This window comes from Nocardiopsis deserti (genome assembly GCF_008638355.1).
GTDB classification, from domain to species: Bacteria; Actinomycetota; Actinomycetes; order Streptosporangiales; family Streptosporangiaceae; genus Nocardiopsis; species Nocardiopsis alborubida.
In genome coordinates, this window is the sequence record NZ_VWVS01000030.1 from 31383 (window position 1) to 49213 (window position 17831).

Sequence of the window (17831 nt, forward strand, 5' to 3'; positions counted from 1 at the left end):
TGGTGTCGCGGCCGTGTCCCAGAAGTTGGGGCGGTGTGCCAGAAGCCTGGGCGGCGTGCCGCGTCGGGCCAGGCGGGCCCGGCGGCTCCGGTGAGGAGCACACGCGGCGGCAGGGATCAGGCGGAGGCGCCCTTGCCGGTGGCCATGACGGCCGTGCGGACCGCGTTGCGCAGCCCCGGGGCCGCGGCGTCGAAGCGTTCCTGGAGCGCCCTGACCGCGGGCCTGTGCCGCCAGCGCTCGTTGGGGGCGAACACGGTCCACACGTCGCCCTCGGCCGCGATCGCGACCAAGGCCGCGTCCTGGAGGGGCACCGTCCCCGCGTCGCGGCCCCCCAGAACCGCGTCGCGCGTGCGCTCGCGCAGCCGGTCGACCTCCTCGGGCCGGTCGAGGGCGACCGTGCGGGTGGGGAACACCCCCAGCGTCCGGCCGCGCCTGACCGTGACCGCCCCGTCCGCGACGAGTTCCCCGCGCACCATCTCCTCGGCCCTGCCCATCTGGGGGTAGAGGAGGTTGATCCAGTGGTGCGGCTCGTTGGGGGACAGATCGGACAGGACCCGGGCCAGGAACGGGTCCTTGGGCGCTCGGGCGATGGCGCGCGTCACCTTGCCGTCGCGGGGGCGCAGCAGACCGCCGAGGGTCAGGTCGGCCAGCGCCGCGGCGCACAGCAGCTGGCCACGGTAGGCGGCGCTGACGGGATCGAACCGGTTCTTGTCGGTGTCGTAGCTGAGCAGGTAGAGCCGCTGCGGCAGTGTCAGGTCCATGCCGTTCTCCTCCAAGGCGTCCTCCTCCAAGGCGTTCTCGCGGGGAGCCCGCCGACGGCGGGAGCCGCCGCGGGCCCGGACGGACGCTGTCGTGTCAGTAGCCCGTTCGCGTGTGCGGACGGCCCGCGCCGAGTCCGTCACCGGCGCGGTTCCCAGCGGAAGATCCGGGTGGCCGCCGCGACGGCGACGACGACCCAGGCCAGCGTGGGTACCAGCAGGATCAGGGAGTCCGCGACCGGAACGCCGCCGCTCCAGGCGTTGACGACCAGCTCGGAGGCCGAGCCGCCGGGAAGCAGCCGCTTGAACAGGGTCAGCTCCTCGGTGCCGGTGAACCCCACCCAGCCGGAGATGGCCAGGACGCCGATCATGATGGGCAGCGTGGTCACCTGGGCGTGGTCGGGGGAGTTGGTCAGCCCGGCCGTGGCCAGCCCCAGGCCCGCCATCATGATCATCGTCGCGACGACGGCCGCCACCAGCAGGAGCACGTTGTCCGGGGTGCCGCCGACCACGGCCAGCACGGCCAGGATCACGGTCACCTGGACCAGCGTGACGGCGGTGACCGGGAGCAGCAACCCGGTGAGGATGCTGGCGTCGCTCGACGCCGTGGAGCGCAGCCGCTTGAGGAAGAGGTTCTGCCTCCGGGAGGCGAGCGTGGTCACCGAGGTGGTGTAGAGACCCATGGTCACCACGAGGAACACCAGTACCGAGGCGATGGCGCCCAGGTCCAGGGCCTCGCGCAGCGCGGGGAAGGCCTGGTGCATGTAGATGTAGAACGCGCTGGAGGCCGCCGGAACGATGAGCATGGTGACCAGGACCAGCCGGTTCCGGAAGATCTGGATCAACTCGCTCTGAGCGATCGGGAGCATGGTGAAGGTCCTTTTCCTGGAAGGTTCGGGGGAGACCAGTGGGCTGACCGGAAATGCCGCTGGTGTGACGCGTGGGCCCTGACCTGCGATGGTCCTGTGCCTGCGGCCAGGTTCGAGCGCCGACATCGGCTGTGAGTACAGGACCACGGCGCATGGAGCGGGTCGGCGAGCCTTTCCGGCCACGGCGTCAGTCGCTGCCGATGGAGCGGAAGACGTCGTCGAGCCGGGTCGGCCCGGCCTCCAGCCCCCGCAGTTCGACCGCGTGGTCCTGTGCCCAGCCGAGCAGGGTGTACAGGTCCTTCTGCAAACCGAGGGTCTCGACGAGGAAGGACCCGTCGCCCTGGCGCTCGGCCCGCACGGGCAGTGCCGGTGCGGTCTCGGGCAGGGAGAAGCGGATCGTGGCCGGAAGGGTCTGGGTCAGCTCGGCCACGGTCCCCTCGCGGTGGAGGGAGCCCCTGTGCATCAGTCCGATGCGGTCGGCGCGCTGCTGGGCCTCCTCCAGGTAGTGCGTGGTCAGCACGATGGTCGAGCCGTCCTCGCGCAGCCGGTCCACGGCCTCCCACAGCCCGTCCCGGGACTGGATGTCCAGACCGGTGGTGGGCTCGTCCAGGAAGATCAGCTCCGGCGACCCGTACGCGGCGGTGGCGAAGTCCAGGCGCCGCTTCTCACCGCCGGAGAGCTGGGACACCTTGGTGCCGGCCTTGCCGGTGAGGTCGACCATGCCGAGCACGCGTTCGACCGTGTCCGTGCGCCGGGTGAGCCCGCCGATCAGCCGGACCGACTCCCTCACCGTCAGGTCCGGGGAGAACCCGCTCTCCTGGAGCATGACGCCCATCCTGGGCCGTACGGAGCGCCGGTCGCGCGGGTCCTGCCCGAAGACCCGTACGGTGCCCGAGGTGGCGGTGCGGTGGCCCTCGACGGTCTCCAGGGTCGAGGTCTTGCCCGCGCCGTTCGTGCCGAGAAGCGCGTAGAGCTCCCCATGCTTCACCTGGAAGGACAGGTCCTTCACGGCGTGGAAGTCGCCGTACGTGAGGTTGAGGCGTTCGACGTCGATGACTGCTGTGGAGGTCATGTGTCCATTGCAGCGCCCGCCGCGCTCCGGGGGCAGTGGGACCACGTCACCACCTGGCCGTGACGTTTGTCGGGGTGGGGCCATGACGCGGTGTCACTGGTGGGCGCGGCGCGAACAGCGGAATACTGGGGCGGACCCTGCCCTCGACCCCGGAGAGCCGCACATGGACACGCCGAACGCGACCTCCGAACAGGCCGAGACGACGCAGGGACAGCTGCACGCGCACAACCTCAGCATGGCCACGGCCTCGCTCACCGCCGTGGGGGCGATCCTGGCGGCGATCGAATCCGACTCCGTGTGGGACGTCCTCACCCTGGCACTGAGCCTGGTGGCGGCACTGACGGCCGTCACGCAGTGGGCGGCGGGCCGCTTCTCCCGCGTCGTGCTCCCCTGCCTGGCCGTCACCGCGGCCGTGTGGCTGCTCGGAGTGCTGGTCTGGGACAACGCGTCGGCGTCCTACGGCTTCTCCGTCGTGGCCACCCTCGTCGTCCACCGGCTGCCGCGCCACCGGACCGCGGCGACTGCGGGGCTGGTCGGCTTCGCCGCCGCGGTGCCCGCGGCGAGGCTGCTCGTGTACGAGGACGTCCTCGACACCCTGGTCCAGTACGTCCTCGTCTCCGCGGCCATCGCCCTGGTGGGGGTCGTGCTCACGTTCCTCAACCAGCTGGTCTCCGGCCTCGTCGCGGAGTTGGCGGCGGCGCGTGAGCGCGAGGCCGAGCTGGCCGTGGCCCAGGAGCGCACGCGCTTCGCCAGCGACCTGCACGACATCCAGGGCCACACCCTGCACGTGGTCAAACTCAAGACCGCGCTGGCCCGCAAACTGGTGCGCGCCGCCCCCGACCGGGCCGAGGAGGAACTGGGCGAGATCCAGACCCTGGTGGGCGAGACCATCACCCAGACCCGCGAACTGGCCTACGCCCAACGGCGCCTCAACCTGTCCGCGGAGCTGGAGAACGCCAAGAACCTCTTCGAGGCCGCCGACATCGACGTGCGCGTGGACCGCGAGGCCGAGGTGGCCCCGGGCGCGGGCGAGCTGCTGGGCCAGGTCCTGCGCGAGACCACCACCAACATCCTGCGCCACGCCCAGGCCCGGCGGGTGCGCATCACCCTGACCGAGACCGGCATCAGCATCGTCAACGACGGCGCCTCCCAGGAACCGCCCACCCGGATGCGGGGCCTGGCCACCCTGCGCGAGCGCGTGGCCGACAGCGGAGGCGAACTGACGGTGGAACACGAGGACGGACGGTTCACGACCGCCGCGCGGTTCCCACACCCGGACCCGGCACGACCCACGACAACGCGGAAGGACAACCGATGACCACCGTGGTACTCGCCGACGACGAGGCCCTCCTGCGCAAGGCGATGGCCGCCCTGCTCCCGCTGGAGGGCGAGATCACCGTGCTCGCCGAGGCGGAGGACGGGGAGGAGGCCGTGCGGGCCACGCTGGACCACCGGCCCGACGTGCTCGTCATCGACCTGGAGATGCCCGGCGTGGACGGGCTCGGCGCCGTCGCGCGGATCCGCCGTGAACTGCCGGACCAGGTGATCCTCATGCTCACCCGCCACGCCAGACCCGGCGTGCTCCGCAAGGCGCTCAAGCTCAGGGTCCAGGGCTTCGTCAGCAAGTCCGCGGAACCGGCGCACATCGCCTCGGTCATCGCCACCCTGCACCGGGGCAAGCGGTGGATCGACCCGGACGTCTCCGCGCTCGCCGTCATCGACGACTGCCCGCTCACCGACCGCGAGGTCGACGTGCTGCGGGCGACCAGTGAGGGCTACTCGGTCGCCGACATCGCCGCCCAGCTCCACCTGGCGGAGGGCACGGTGCGCAACTACCTCTCCAACGCGATGCAGAAGACCCAGACGCGCACCCGGCACGAGGCGGCGCGGTACGCGCGTGAACACGACTGGCTGTGAGCTCCGGCTCCGCCTCCCCTGGCACCCGCTTCCCCCGGCGCCGCGGACCCATGGCACCGGCCTGTGACACCGGCCCGTGGCGCCGCTTCTCCGGGGTGCCCGGGACCGGGGTGCCCGGGGTGTTCGGGGAGCGCCGGGCCGGTTCCCCGAGCGGCGGGGGTGGCCGTGACACATCGGTGACCTCGCTTCTCGCGTTCCACCAGTGACACCACGTCATGGCCCGACTCAGCGGAACGTCACGGCGAAGTGGTGACGCGGTCGCACTGCCCGACGGGCGCGCGAACCGGTGGAATGGGGTCATGAACCTCACACCGGCCACCACCGGCGAACACCCGGAGCGAGCGCGAGACATCTCGTTGCCCCTTCCCCGCACGGGGGCAGCCCGGATGCGACCGCGGCCGCGACGGAGCGTTGGCCCGGCACCGGAGCCGGACCCGGACGTGAACGAGAGGAACGACATGGCACACAGCGACACGACCGCCGCCCAGGACCTCCTCGACTCCCCCGAGCACACCGACGCGACCGCCTCCCCGGACGGAGTGACCATGACCGAGCACCACCCCGCCCAGCCGACCAGGCCCGAGCAGCCCGTCGACACGAGGCAGGCGGCGATGGACGCGGCAGGCGGCCCCTGGGGGATGGTCCTCTCGGCGATCCCGGCCCTGGTCTTCGCGGGGGCCATCGCCTTCGTCCCGCTGCCGGTCGCCGTCGGGATCGCGATCGTCCTGGCCGTGGCGATCGCCGTGGTGCAGCTCTGGCACGGCAAGCCCCTCAGCTCCGTGTGGGGCGGGGTGTTCGGCGTCGTGGTCGCCGGAGGCATCGTCACCTGGACCGGGTCGGCCAACGACTTCTTCGTGATCGGAATCTGGGCCGCCCTGGTGCTGGGCGTGGTCACGCTCGCCACGACCCTCATGAACCGGCCGGTGACCGGCGTCATCTGGAACGCCGTGCACGGAGGCACCCACGCCTGGCGTGAGGACCGGCCCACGCTGGTCGCGCACCACGTCGCCACGTTCGCGGTGCTGGTCATGTGCGTCCTGCGGTTCGCGGTGCAGGGGTGGCTCTACCTGGCCGACTCCACGGCCTGGCTCGCGATCGCGGACACCGTGATGGGCTTCCCGCTGACGGCCCTGGTCGCCGTGGTGGTCATCTGGGCGTTCCGCCGCTCCACCAAGCGCCTGGTCAGGTCCTCCGACGCCGTGTCCGCCGCGCGGAGCTGACCGGCCCCACCGGCCTCCGGGCCGCCGCCCCCATCACATCCCCGACACCCCGCCGCGCGGGCCGATGACCCTCGGCCCGCGCGGCGGGGTGTTCGGTACGTACCGCACGCGGCCCCCGTTTGGGTCCCGACAGGGCGAAGGGACGGCCCGTGGCCGCCGCGGTCCCGCCGACCTGCCGCTCCACCGCGCCCGACCTGCCGTTCCACCGCCCCCGCCTGCGGCTCCGCCGCCCCGCCTACCGCTCCGCCGTGCCAGCCGTGGCCGGAGGGGCCTTTGCCTCCCGCGGCGGAACGCGGCTCCGGGAAGAGCATTCGGACATCGCGTGGGGGACGCGCCCACACGGTGTGGATAGCATCGGTGCGAGCAGTTTCCCCGGCTGCGGCGGGACTCCGGCCGCGTGAGCACCGGGGTCTGCGTTCCGTGATGTCAGCCCCCTGTCTACCGAGGTGGATGCCCCCATGACCGACGACGCGTCCCCGTTCACTCCCGCCTCCGCCGGCCGCCCGCCGCAGATCGACACCACCCGGACCCACTCGGCCCGGATCTGGAACTACTGGATGGGCGGCAAGGACCACTACCCGATCGACCGCGAGGCGGGCGACGCGGTCGCCGCGGGCTTCCCCGAGATCGTGGACCTGGCCCGCACCAGCCGGGAGTTCCTGGTCCGCGTGGTGACCCACCTGGCGGGTGAGGCGGGCGTCCGCCAGTTCCTCGACGTCGGCACCGGCATGCCCACCGCCAACAACACGCACGAGGTCGCCCAGGCGATCGCCCCGGACTGCCGCGTGGTCTACGTGGACAACGACCCCCTCGTGCTCGCGCACGCCCGCGCCCTGCTGGTCGGCGCCCCCGAGGGGGTCACCGACTACATCGACGCCGACCTGCGCGACCCCGACACGATCCTGGAACGGGCCGCCCAGACCCTGGACTTCGACCAGCCCGTCGCGCTCATGCTCATGGGCGTCCTGGGCCACGTGCCCGACGACGAGGTCCTGCCGGTCGTGCGTCGGCTCGTGGACGCGCTGCCCTCCGGCAGCTACCTGGCGAGCTACGACGGCACCAACACCAGCGAGGCCTACAACGAGGCCATCGAGGCGGGCAACAAGCAGGGCGCGGTGCCCTACCTCCTGCGCGCCCCGGAGGAGGTGGCCGCCCGTTTCGAGGGCCTGGAACTCCTGGAGCCGGGTGTGGTCCCCTGCCCCCTGTGGCGCCCCACCCCCATCGAGGTCGGCGCCCGGCGCGGTATGGACCAGTACGGCGGCGTGGCGCGCAAACCCTGACGCGGAGGGCGCCCCCGGTCTGGAACCGGTGCAGCGCAGGAGCCCGCAGTTCGGTGTTGCGGCCGGGGCGCTGTCGCGCCGCACCTTCCACGGGTTCGGCGGTGGACAGGTGGTGGCATCCTCTCCGCCTGAAGGCGGGAGGACCCAGCTGACGGAACCCGTCCGCCGCGGGTGGCCGACGCTTCGAAGCCCGTCTGGCGGCGAGGGCTCCACATCCTGGCACCCGCCATGTCCTGGGGCGCTTGCCGCCTCACCGCGTGCTCGGCGTTGGTGTCGGCGTGCGCGGTGTGCCCGCACCCGGGTGCCTCGCACACCCGGTCCCGGGACTCACGGCTGTCCTCGGCGATGGGGACGTGCGTGGTGACATCGCCGCTTCCCGTCCGGGGAGGAGCGGTGCTTCCTTCTCCTTGCGCCGTCGGAGACATCGGCGTTGGGGACGTGCGGGTGGAGGCCTCCGCGCCGATCGACCCTCCGGCGCGGAGGCCCGTCCTCACTGGCCGCCCAGACCCGTCGTGGCGACGCTGTTGACGATCTGGCGCTGGAACAGCATGAACACGACCACCATCGGCGCCGCAGCCACCATCGACGCCGCCAGCTGCGAGGCGTAGAAGGTCCCGTAGGAGTCCAGGATGTTGGGGATGCCCACGGGCAGCGTCATCAGTGCCGGGTCGGTCGTGATGATGAACGGCCACAGGTAGTTGTTCCAGGCGGTGATGAACACGAAGATCGACGCCGCCGCCAGGATGGGCCGCGACAGCGGCATGATCACCGTCGTGAACAGCCGCCAGTACGAGGCCCCGTCCATGCGGGCCGCCTCGTCCAGTTCGCGCGGCACCGCGTCGAAGAACCGCTTGAGCACGAACACGATGACCGGTGCCACCAGCTGCGGCAGGATCACCGCCGCGTAGGTGTCCACCAGGCCCAGCGACACCATCTGCTGGAACAGCGGCACGATGAGCAGCTGCGGCGGGACCACGATCGCCGCCACCGTGAGGGCCATCAGCGCCGCGCGGCCCCGGAAGTCCATGCGCGACATCGCGAAGGCCGCCGGGGCCGCCACCACGATCGTGAGCAGGGTGACCAGCACGGCGACGACCAGGCTGTTCAACAGCCACATCTGGACGTTCCCGGCCTCGAACAGGTTGCGGTACTGCTCCAGGGTGAACCCGGTCCCGGGAACCAGGGTCGGCGGCAGCGCGACCGCGTCCCCCTCGGTCTTGAACGAGGTGATCAGGGCCCACACCATGGGTGCCAGCCACAGCACCGCGAGGACCACCAGCGCCGACATGGCGGCGATCCGCGGCCCGCGGCCCCCGCCCAGCATCAGGTCGCGCTGCCTGGCGCGCTCCAGGGCCGCCTCGGCCCGCCGCGCCGAACGCATGCTCCGTGTCGCCATGTCAGCCCCTCCTCCTCGCGCTGATCCACAACTGGAAGGCGGCCACTCCGAGGACGAGCGCCAGGAACAGGTAGGAGACGGCGGCGCCGTACCCGAACCGGTAGCCGGTGAAGCCCACGTCGTAGATGTAGAGCAGCAGCGACCGGGTCGCCTCGCCCGGGCCGCCCCCGGTCAGCAGGTAGATCTGGTCGAAGACCTTCAGCGAGGCCAGCACCTGCAACAGCAGGACGACCACCGTGGTGCCCCGCAGCTGGGGGAGGGTGATGTGGCGCAGCCGGGCCCACACCCCCGCGCCGTCCAGTGCGGCGGCCTCGTACAGGTGGCCGGGGATCGACTGGAGGGCGGCCAGGTACAGCAGGAAGTTGAACCCGACCGTCCACCACAGCGTGGTCAGGGCCACCGACCACATCGCCACGCCCTCGTCGGTCAGCCAGCCCAGGCCCTCCATCCCCAGCAGCCCCAGCGCGTGGTTGAGCAGACCGAAGTCCTCCACGTACAGGAACTTCCACACCAGAGCCACGGTGGCCACCGGCAGCAGGAACGGCAGGAAGAACGACAGCCGCCACAGCCACTGCCCGGGCAGTCCGGTGTGCACCAGGACCGCCATGGCCAGCGCGACCACCACCAGGGGGACGGTGGTGACGAGGGTGAACAGGACGGTGTTGCCCAGGGTCCGCCACACCATCGGGTCGCCCAGCGCCTCGGCGTAGTTCTCCAGACCGACGAACGCGCCGCCCGCCCCGTTGAGGGCGGTGTCGGTGAAGCTCATCCACAGCCCGCCCACCAGCGGCCAGGCCAGGAACAGCGCGTACACCAGCAGGAAGGGCAGCAGGAACACCAGGGGCGAGTCCGCCAGGCGCCGCCACGGCCCTCGCGCGGAGCCGGGGCCGCCCGGCGTCGGGGCCCCGCCCGGGCGGGGGCGGGCGGGGGCTCGGGTGGTCACGCTCATTCCAGACCTCCCGGGTTGGTGCGGGCGGCCCAGGAGTCCAGGGTCCGGCCCAGGCGCTCCACCGCCGCCTCGGGCCCGTCGCCGGTCAGGGCCGTGCGCAGCGCCTCGCTCACGTCGGAGTGGAACCGCGACCCGGCCCCGGCGAACCACACCTCGGGGTCGAGCACGGGGGTCTCACCGGCGGCCGCGTAGTCCGACTGCGGGTCCAGCGCCAGGTACTCCGGGGACCGGGCGATCGGCGAGTAGGCCGGGATGTGGCCCGCCTCGCCCCAGATCAGGCTGTTGCGCACCATGAGCGCCACGAACTCGTGGGCGGCGCGCACCCGTTCGGGGTCGGTCTCGCCCTGGCGGGGCAGCACGAAGGCGTGGGAGTCGGCGTACCCGCCGGGCTGGTCGAAGACCGTGGGGAAGGGGGCCGCCCCCAGGTTCTCCACGTGTTCCGACAGGTAGGGCAGCTCCCACTCCCCGCACACGAGCATCGCCGAGCGCCCGGAGGCGAAGGCCGCCAGGGCGGTGGGGTAGTCCAGGTTCGGATCCGAGGTCTGACCGTCGAGCAGTTCGGCCAGGAAGGCGTACACGCGCAGCGCCGCGTCGCGGTCGAACACCGCCGGTCCGCCCTCGGGCAGTTCCATGGACGCGCCGGTCTGGTTGTACAGCATCCAGAACAGCCGCCACCCCTGGGAGTCGTCGTTGACGTGCCCGTAGGAGACGCCGCTGCCGCCCCCGGCCCCGGCCAGCGCCCGGGACGCGGCGAGGAACCCCTCGGGGGAGTCCATGCCGGTCAGCTTCCCGTCCCCGTCGAGCAGACCGGCCCGGTCGGCCACCCCGGTGTCGTAGAAGACGATCACCGGGTGGGTGTCCAGCGGGACGGCGTAGGTGGCGCCGTCGTGGATGCCGCGTTCCCACAGGTCGGGTACGAAGTCCTCGGCGGTGACCCCGAACTCGGCCAGCAGGTCCAGGTCGAAGGGTTCGAGCAGCCCGCCGGGGGCGTACCCGGGCAGGCGGGACAGGTGCAAAACGGCGGTCTCGGGGGCCCGCCCGCCCACGGAGGCCACCGCCAGCTTGGTGTAGTACGGCGGTCCCCAGGCCAGCGTGCTGGGGGTGACGTCCAGGTGCGGGGCCTGTTCGCGCACCGCGTCCAGCATGGTCTGCACCCGGGCGCCGTCACCGCCCTGGAACAGGCTCCAGAACCGCACCTGCGTGCCCGGTCCCGAACCGGAGCCGGGGGCGCATCCGGCGGCGCCCAGGGCCGAGCCCAGGGCGAGGGCTCCCGTGCCCAGGAGCACGCGGCGCCGGGAGAACGGCGGAGGCGACCCGGTCGGCGGGTTGGATCTGCGTGGCGGGTGTGGCATCGGCGGACTCCAGGGGGAGGGCGGGGGGTGATACGGGGGGGCGGGTGGACCCCGGGGCTTGCCGGGGACGCACTCACTCGGGCCGACGGTCGGCCTTCTCGTACGCGGCCGTCCTGCGCTGGGCGGCCGCGATGCGGGCGGTGTCGAGCTTGTCTCCGCGGTCGAACCGGTAGACGCCGTTGCGTTCCTGGAACACGTCGGTGAGCTGCGTGTAGCAGTAACCGAACATGTCCGGGTCCTCCAACAGCACACCCGTCAGACCCTCGAAGCGGGTGTGGAACTCCTCCGGGGTCCTCGGGTCGTCTCCGTACCCCCACGACTGCTCGCCGCCGTCGGTGTCGGGGTCCCAGCGGATCCCGCCGAACTCGCTGCAGAAGTAGGGCTGCCCGCGGTAGGGCACCGACCAGTCGCGGCCGTCCGCGCCACGGTTGACGTGGGGGTCGTCCTCGGCCAGGCCGCTCATCTGCTCGCGGAACGCCTCGGGGTCCTGCTCGTAGCTGTGGGAGTCGTAGACGTCGGTCTCGGGGACCCGGTGGGCGTACCCGGAGGCGTCCACCACCGGGCGGGAGGGGTCGATCGCCTTGGTCGCGAGGAACATCGCCCGGGTCACGTCGTCCAGGGCGGTGAAGCGGTCGTGCAACCGCTGGAAGGTCTCGTTGAGCGGGCACCAGCCGATGACGCTGGGGTGGGAGTAGTCGCGTTCCACGGCCTCGGTCCACTGGGCCACGTAGGAGGCGTCCGGCCGCTGGTTGTCGTCGGCCGCGCCGCCGTCGGCCGCGCACCCCCAGTCGCCGAACTCGCCCCAGACCAGGTAGCCGAGCCGGTCGGCGTGGTACAGGAAGCGCTCCTCGAAGACCTTCTGGTGCAGGCGGGCCCCGTTGAACCCGGCCCGCAGGCCCAGTTCGATGTCGCGCACCAGGGCGGCGTCGTCGGGTGCGGTCATCAGCCCGTCGGGGTAGTAGCCCTGGTCCAGGACCAGGCGCTGGAACACGCGTCGGCCGTTGATCAGGATCGCCCTGCCCTGGATCGAGACCGACCGCAGGCCCGCGTAGGACCCGGCCCGGTCCACCACGTCGCCCCGGGCGTCGAGCAGTTCCAGGCGCAGCGTGTACAGGTGCGGGTCCTGCGGCGACCAGGCGCGGAGCCGCTCCGGAGGCACCGTCAGGGTCAGCCGGGGTGCGGTGTCCAGGTCGGCGCGGGCCTCGGCCGCGGTGACCTCGCCGTCGCCGTCCTCCAAGGCGGCGCGCACCCGCAGCCCCTCGCCGCTGCCGGACAGCGGCAGGAGCAGGTGGAAGGCCCCGTTGGCCAGGTCCGGGGTGATGCGGGGGCGCCGCAGGTGCACGTCGGGGACCGGTTCCATCCACACGGTCTGCCAGATGCCGGTGGTGCGCGTGTAGTGGCATCCGGAGTTGGCGTACCAGGTGGCCTGCTTGCCGCGGGCCTGGGGGCCGTGTCGGCTGTCGCGGGCGCGCACGACCACCACGGCCTCCTCGCCGGGGCCCGCGACCCCGGCCAGGTCGGCGGTGAAGGGGGTGAACCCGCCGCGGTGGCGGACGACCTCCACGCCGTTGACCCACACGGTGGTGTCGTGGTCGACGGCCTGGAAGTGCAGCAGGACGCGGCGTCCCGCCCAGGCGTCGGGGACGCGGACGGTGCGCCGGTACCAGACCGCCTCCATGAAGTCGGTGTCGCCCACGCCGGACAGCTCCGACTCCGGGCAGAAGGGGACGGTGATGGTGCCGGAGAGCTCGGCGTCGCGCAGGCCCCGTTCGAGCCCGCTGTCGCCGCGGTCGATCTCGAAGCCCCACGCGCCGTTGAGGCACAGCCAGTCGGGGCGGGTGAACTGCGGGCGCGGGTACTCGGGGCGGGGCGGAGCGGTGGGCCCGTCCCCGCGCTGCGACTGGTGGTGCGTCGGCACGGAGGTCTTCTCCTTCTCACGGCGTCGTCATGTGACTGGCGTCACGGCACATGTCAGCATATTTTTACATCGATGTAAATACCTCGATGCGAAGGTCAGGGGGTTCCGGATACCGGGCGGGGGAGGCCGGGTCCGACCGCTGGGGAGCGGCGGGGCGCGGGCTAGGATGGCGCTGATCGGGGGTGGACGTGGGCACGAGGCCGCGTATCAAGGACGTCGCGCGTCAGGCCGGGGTCTCGGAGAAAACGGTTTCCAACGTTATTAACGACCATCCGCACGTCCGGCCCGCCACGCGCGCCGCCGTGGAGGCGGCCATCGCCGCGCTGGGCTACCGGGTCAACCTGGCCGGACGCCACCTGCGCCGCGGTGAGACCGGCGTGATCGCGCTGGTCGTGCCCGAACTCGACCTCGGCTACTTCGCCGAGCTCGCCGACCTGGTCATCCGCGAGGCCGAACGCCTCTCGCGCACCGTCCTCGTCCACCAGAGCGAGGCCCGCCGCGACCGCGAGGAGTCCGCCCTGGAGGGGTTCGGCGCCGACTTCGTCGACGGCGTCATCCTCAGCCCGCTCGCCATGGACGACGCCGCCCTGCGCACGCACCCCTCCCGGCTGCCGGTGGTGCTCCTGGGCGAACTGCCCCGCACGGTCCGCCGCGGCCACGTGGCGATCGACAACGTGGCCGCCGCGCGGGAGGCCACCGAGCACCTGCTCGACGGGGGACGCACCCGGATCGCGGTGGTGGGCGGTCGGCCGCCGGGCCCCTCCGGCACGGCCGAGCTGCGCACCCGCGGTTACCGCGAGGCCCTGGAGGCGCGGGGGAGGGTCTACGATCCCGTACTGGTGCGCCCGGCCGGGCACTTCCACTGGAGGGACGGGGCGGAACTGGCCGCCGAGCTCGTCGCCGGGTCCGAGCCGCCCGACGCGCTGCTGTGCATGAACGACCTGCTGGCGCTGGGGGCGATGCGCGCGCTGCACGACGCCGGGGTGCGGGTTCCCCAGGACGTGGCGGTGGTGGGGTTCGACGACATCGCTCCCGGGCGCTACTCCGTGCCCAGCCTGACCACCGTCGCTCCGGACAAGCCGGGCCTGGCCCGCGAGGCGGTGCGGCTGCTGCTGGAGGAGGTGGAGGCCCGTCGCGGCGCTCCGGACGCGGTGCCCGGCAGCGAGGCCGACCGGTCCTCGGCCAAGGTCGTCGTCGGCCACACCCTGGTGGTTCGGGAGAGCAGTGCCAGCGCGCTCTGACGCCTGTCGTTCCTTGAGGAGACCGAGGCCGACAGAAGTCGTGCAATTCGCTTTCCGGGAATGTATGGAAATGGTCTTATTTAAGGTTTCCGCTTCCGATCACGCAAACGGTAACCACGTGTACGAAACCGCTGATGAGACTGACAAGACAGAGGGGGTCGTGACGCACGTGATCGGTCGTTGCTTCCCTGTGGACGACACGGCCAGGCTGCTGGAGGAGTTGTCGTGAGCGAGTGGTTCAAGTCCTCGTATTCGGAGAACGCGGCTCACTGCGTGGAACTGCGTCACGGGCAGGACCGCGTACAGGTACGCGACACCCGCAACCGGCGGGCCGCCACCCTGGCCTTCCCCGCCGCCGAGTGGGCCGCCCCGGTCCGCTGCGAAGGCGAAGCCTCCGTGCGCTGACGCCCCACTCGGCCGCTCCCCGTTCAGAAGAGCGGGTCGTTCACGCCATCGCGACGTAGACGGTGTTGGACGCGTCGTGGTCCTGCTGGGGGTTGGGGAAGTCCACGACCTCCGCGCGCGCCGTGGTGAAGACCTCCGCCAGCAGGTCGGTGAACTCCTGGTCCGGCGCGTCGTTGGACCACAGGGCGAAGACACCGCCCGGCGCGAGCAGGTGCTCGCGCAGGCGGCGCAGCCCATCGGCCGTGTACAGACCCGCGTGACTCGGGTGGAGCAGGTGGCTCGGTGAGTGGTCGATGTCCACGATCACGGCGTGGAACGGCTCCGTGCCCAGGTCGGGAGCGGGCCCCGATCCGGCGCCGACCGCGGCGAAGAAGTCACCGTGCTCCAGGCGGCACCGGGGGTCGCGGACCAGCGTCGCGCCCGAGGGGATCAGTCCCTCGCGGTGCCACTCGATGACCTCGCCCAGGGCCTCCACCACGACGAGGGAGCCCACGCGCGGGTCCTCCAGCACCGTGTGCGCGGTGTAGCCCAGTCCCAGCCCTCCCACGGCGACGCGCAGGCCGTTCGCCGCGTCCAGTTCGGCCAGGGCCAGCCGGGTCAGTTCGACCTCGGCCGCGGTGAACAGGCTCGACATGAGGAAGTCGTCGTCGAGTTTGATCTCGTAGACCTCCTTGCGGAAGAGGGGGTCGTGGCGGCGCCGGAGGCTGAGCTCCCCCATCGGGGTCGCCCGCCAGTCCAGTTCCTGAAAACGGGCGCTCATTGGTCTCTCCTGCTCATCGTGGTCCTCGGGTCCCCTTCGTACCACGCACTGACGGGACGCGGGGCCGCGTCCGGGGCCGGGCGGTGGAAACCCGGCCCCGGCGGGGTCCGTACCGCAGCCGGTCCCGCCCTGCGGGTCAGGGCTCCGGCACGGCCTCGGCGGTGAGGCCGTCGAGCACCACCTCGCCGGTGTAGGCGCGGCTCGGGTCCTCCTCCAACAGGTACACACGCGAGACCGTGACCGGGTGTCCGACGTCGTCGGGCACCTCCAGGCGCACGTCGCGCCAGCCCTCCCAGTCCACGGCGGGACCCTCCAGGGAGTGGCCGACACCGTGCTCGTCGGTGAGGCCGATCATGAGCCGGGCGCCGCTGCCGTCGCCGCGCACGCCCACGGTGAACGCGAAGGCCTGGCGGTCCAGGGCCAGAGGCTCGGGCGGGTGGGCGGCGGCGGTCCGGGTGCGGATGTCGCGGGTGAAGTCGTAGGCCAACGCCAGGCCGGGACCGTCGCGCCCGGCCGCGGGGCGCACCCCGGCCTCGCCGCGCGCGGACCGTGCCGTCCACTCCCGCGCGTCCTCGAAGGCCGCGACGGAGACCGTCCGCGTGCCGACGGAGAACGGGATCTGCGTGCTCACTCCTCCGGCGGTCACCGTGAGGGTGCCCGTCCCCTCCCCGGTGCCCGCTCCCCGCCCGGTACGCGGCCGCACCTCGAAGCCGCCGTCGCCCCGGGCCACGACCTCGACCAGGTCGGGGACGGCCTCGACCCGTGCGTCGACCGGTTCGACGGGCGCGCGTGCGCCGTCCCCGGTGACCCCGGTGAGCACGAAGGAGGCGGTGTCCTCGGCGGAGGCCATGCCCAGGCGCTGGGGCGCGGCGAGGAGCGTGTCCGGTGCGGGCAGCACCTCCAGGTCGACGGTGTCGCGGACGGAGCCCGCCCGCCCCGTGACGGTCACCGGGCCGGGGTCTCCCGCGACGAACCGGGGGCCGTCACCGTGCCCGGAGGGCGCGGACAGCTCCAGCTCACCGGTGCGGTCGTCGGGGGTGTGGGGCGCTCCGGGACCGGACGGCCCGAAGGCCTCGTCGTGCCCGGTGGCGGCGAGGGTGCGGTGCATGCCGGTGAACACGCGGCGGGGGTCCGCCTGGGGCGGCACGGGGGAGCCGTGTCCGGGCCGGGGCTCCAGCGCGGGCCGCAGCCACAGGCCCGAGGTTTCCGCTGACCCCTCGGGCGCCGTGAAGACCAGGCCGTCGGGGACCTCCCGGAGCTGGTCCCCGGCGCGGTTGCGCAGCACCGGAGAGACGCCCCCGGGTTCGCGCACGAGCAGGGTCGAGGATCCGCCGCCGTCCAGCTCCAGCGCCTGGTCGGCCCCGGACGCGGCGAGCAGCTCGGCGACCTCCGCGAGCGTGGACCCGGAGTGGCCGCGGTTGCGCCCGTCCGCGGTCACCACGTGCATGGCCTCGCCGTCCTCGGAGAAGCCGATCGCGGTACGCGGCGCGCGGGAGTCGTCCTCGACGGGGACGGGCTCGCCGTCGCGCACCAGCACGTGCCGTCCGCCCACGACGACGCGGGGCTCGGTGCCCTCGGCGGTGAGGGTGTGCTCCAGTTCGACCGGGTCGCCCTCGGACAGGTCGGCGATCCGCTCCGCGGCGGAGCCGCGCGCCACCAGGACCTGTTCGCCCTCGTCGATCGGGCCGCTGCCGGGGGTGCTGCTGACCCGCTCGACGGCGCCCTCGGAGATCACGGCCTCGGCCACGGCCGCGTCCCCGGGGTCGGCCCCGGGTTCGTACACCACGTGTGCGCGGGGGTGGCCGCCCCAATCCGACGTGTACAGACCGAGGCCGTTCGCGGGGACGGCGGAGGTGTTGAGGGCGTCGAGGTCGAGGTCCCCCGACGGCAGGGACGCGGTCCCCTCGAAGGCCACCCGCCGCACGCTGCCCCTGCCCTCGGCGTCGATGACCACGGCGTTGGTGAACCCCGGGTCCGGCGAGGTGAGCAGGCGCCCCTCGCTCATCCCGGCGCCCAGGGGCGCCTGGGTCGCGCCGATGTCGAAGTAGCCGCCGTTGACCGCGGCGACCACGGTGGAACCCTCCGGGGGCTCGGCGGCGGCCGCCATGTCCGCGACCGTCGCCGGAGAGGTGAGGCCGCCCCCGTCGACGTACTCGATCCCGATCTCCTCGGTGAGGTCGACGGTGAGGAGACTGGCGAACTGCTCCCCGCCGCCCCCGGAACCGGGGACGGGGCCGGACACGAGGCCCACCCCGGTGGCGATCCGCTCCTCCACGCCACCGGCGATCCCGCTCACCGGCGCGGCGACGTCGGCTGTCACCTGGGAGGACGGTGCGGCCAGGATCATGGGCGCGACCAGCACGGCGACCACGGGGACGGCCGCCGAGCGGACGGGACCCGAGGACCTCGGACGGGACAGGTTCACGGGGGCACCCTTTCGCGTGAGGACTCGTCGGTGGGGCGGGTGACGCACCCGGTGTTCGGGCCGTGCACATCCTCCACGACAGGTGCTCTCTCCAGCGGCGGTACACACCGGAGGGTGAGGACATGAACACGGGACGAAGACCCGCGGACTCCTCTCCCCGTGTCTCGGGGACGGCCCTTACGGCTCGGGAGCACCACTGTGGAGACGACGAAAGCGGGCTCCCGGAGGAACCCGCTTCGGAGGCGATCTCCCGCATACCTCCCACGCGG

15 protein-coding genes are annotated in these 17831 nt (G+C 72.6%); 6 read left to right on the top strand and 9 right to left on the bottom strand.

The window, feature by feature from the left end; translation table 11 throughout:
- Nucleotides 1-116 precede the first annotated feature (116 nt).
- The 3 genes from FYW99_RS29945 to FYW99_RS29955 form a co-directional block, all read right to left on the bottom strand.
- Nucleotides 117-761: a GOLPH3/VPS74 family protein gene (locus tag FYW99_RS29945; RefSeq protein ID WP_150255651.1), complete on the bottom strand. Its 645-nt coding sequence runs from the start codon at nt 759-761 to the stop codon at nt 117-119.
- A 137-nt stretch (nt 762-898) separates the two neighbouring features.
- A complete protein-coding gene (locus FYW99_RS29950) occupies nt 899-1627 on the bottom strand; it encodes an ABC transporter permease (RefSeq protein WP_150255653.1) in 729 nt (242 codons plus the stop codon).
- A gap of 187 nt (nt 1628-1814) precedes the next feature.
- Nucleotides 1815-2699, bottom strand: a complete 885-nt coding sequence (locus FYW99_RS29955; protein WP_150255655.1) for an ABC transporter ATP-binding protein — start codon at nt 2697-2699, stop codon at nt 1815-1817.
- A 163-nt stretch (nt 2700-2862) separates the two neighbouring features.
- On the opposite strand from FYW99_RS29955, the gene FYW99_RS29960 reads away from it, so the two are divergent.
- The 4 genes from FYW99_RS29960 to FYW99_RS29975 all read left to right on the top strand — a co-directional run bounded on the left by FYW99_RS29960 (nt 2863) and on the right by FYW99_RS29975 (nt 7116).
- Entirely contained in the window at nt 2863-4017 is a 1155-nt protein-coding gene (locus FYW99_RS29960) for a sensor histidine kinase (protein WP_150255657.1), read from the top strand.
- The gene (locus FYW99_RS29965) at nt 4014-4616 is read left to right on the top strand and encodes a response regulator transcription factor (RefSeq protein WP_150255659.1); all 603 of its coding nucleotides are present in this window, start codon (nt 4014-4016) and stop codon (nt 4614-4616) included. The genes FYW99_RS29960 and FYW99_RS29965 overlap by 4 nt, the downstream gene beginning before the upstream one ends.
- A gap of 458 nt (nt 4617-5074) precedes the next feature.
- A complete protein-coding gene (locus FYW99_RS29970; RefSeq protein ID WP_150255661.1) occupies nt 5075-5836 on the top strand; it encodes a DUF3159 domain-containing protein in 762 nt (253 codons plus the stop codon).
- A 458-nt stretch (nt 5837-6294) separates the two neighbouring features.
- Entirely contained in the window at nt 6295-7116 is an 822-nt protein-coding gene (locus tag FYW99_RS29975) for an SAM-dependent methyltransferase (RefSeq protein WP_150255663.1), read from the top strand.
- Between the two features lie 490 nt (nt 7117-7606).
- Here FYW99_RS29975 and FYW99_RS29985 read toward each other — a convergent pair whose 3' ends face one another.
- The 4 genes from FYW99_RS29985 to FYW99_RS30000 all read right to left on the bottom strand — a co-directional run bounded on the left by FYW99_RS29985 (nt 7607) and on the right by FYW99_RS30000 (nt 12731).
- The gene (locus FYW99_RS29985) at nt 7607-8512 is read right to left on the bottom strand and encodes a carbohydrate ABC transporter permease (RefSeq protein WP_150255665.1); all 906 of its coding nucleotides are present in this window, start codon (nt 8510-8512) and stop codon (nt 7607-7609) included.
- A 1-nt stretch (nt 8513) separates the two neighbouring features.
- A complete protein-coding gene (locus FYW99_RS29990; protein ID WP_150255668.1) occupies nt 8514-9461 on the bottom strand; it encodes a carbohydrate ABC transporter permease in 948 nt (315 codons plus the stop codon).
- Nucleotides 9458-10813, bottom strand: coding sequence for an extracellular solute-binding protein (locus tag FYW99_RS29995; RefSeq protein ID WP_263364100.1), 1356 nt, complete (start codon nt 10811-10813; stop codon nt 9458-9460). Before FYW99_RS29995 ends, FYW99_RS29990 begins: the two co-directional genes overlap by 4 nt.
- A gap of 73 nt (nt 10814-10886) precedes the next feature.
- A complete protein-coding gene (locus FYW99_RS30000) occupies nt 10887-12731 on the bottom strand; it encodes a glycoside hydrolase family 2 protein (protein WP_150255670.1) in 1845 nt (614 codons plus the stop codon).
- Between the two features lie 188 nt (nt 12732-12919).
- Here FYW99_RS30000 and FYW99_RS30005 point away from each other — a divergent pair, with 188 nt between their 5' ends.
- Nucleotides 12920-13972, top strand: coding sequence for a LacI family DNA-binding transcriptional regulator (locus tag FYW99_RS30005; RefSeq protein ID WP_150255672.1), 1053 nt, complete (start codon nt 12920-12922; stop codon nt 13970-13972).
- Between the two features lie 225 nt (nt 13973-14197).
- The gene (locus FYW99_RS30015) at nt 14198-14377 is read left to right on the top strand and encodes a DUF397 domain-containing protein (RefSeq protein ID WP_150255675.1); all 180 of its coding nucleotides are present in this window, start codon (nt 14198-14200) and stop codon (nt 14375-14377) included.
- A 40-nt stretch (nt 14378-14417) separates the two neighbouring features.
- On the opposite strand, the gene FYW99_RS30020 is transcribed toward FYW99_RS30015, so the two are convergent.
- Together FYW99_RS30020 and FYW99_RS30025 are read right to left on the bottom strand one after the other, a co-directional pair.
- Nucleotides 14418-15137, bottom strand: a complete 720-nt coding sequence (locus FYW99_RS30020; RefSeq protein ID WP_150255677.1) for a polyamine aminopropyltransferase — start codon at nt 15135-15137, stop codon at nt 14418-14420.
- Nucleotides 15138-15273: 136 nt separating this feature from the next.
- A complete protein-coding gene (locus FYW99_RS30025) occupies nt 15274-17562 on the bottom strand; it encodes a phosphodiester glycosidase family protein (protein ID WP_190394864.1) in 2289 nt (762 codons plus the stop codon).
- Between the last annotated feature and the right edge of the window lie 269 nt (nt 17563-17831).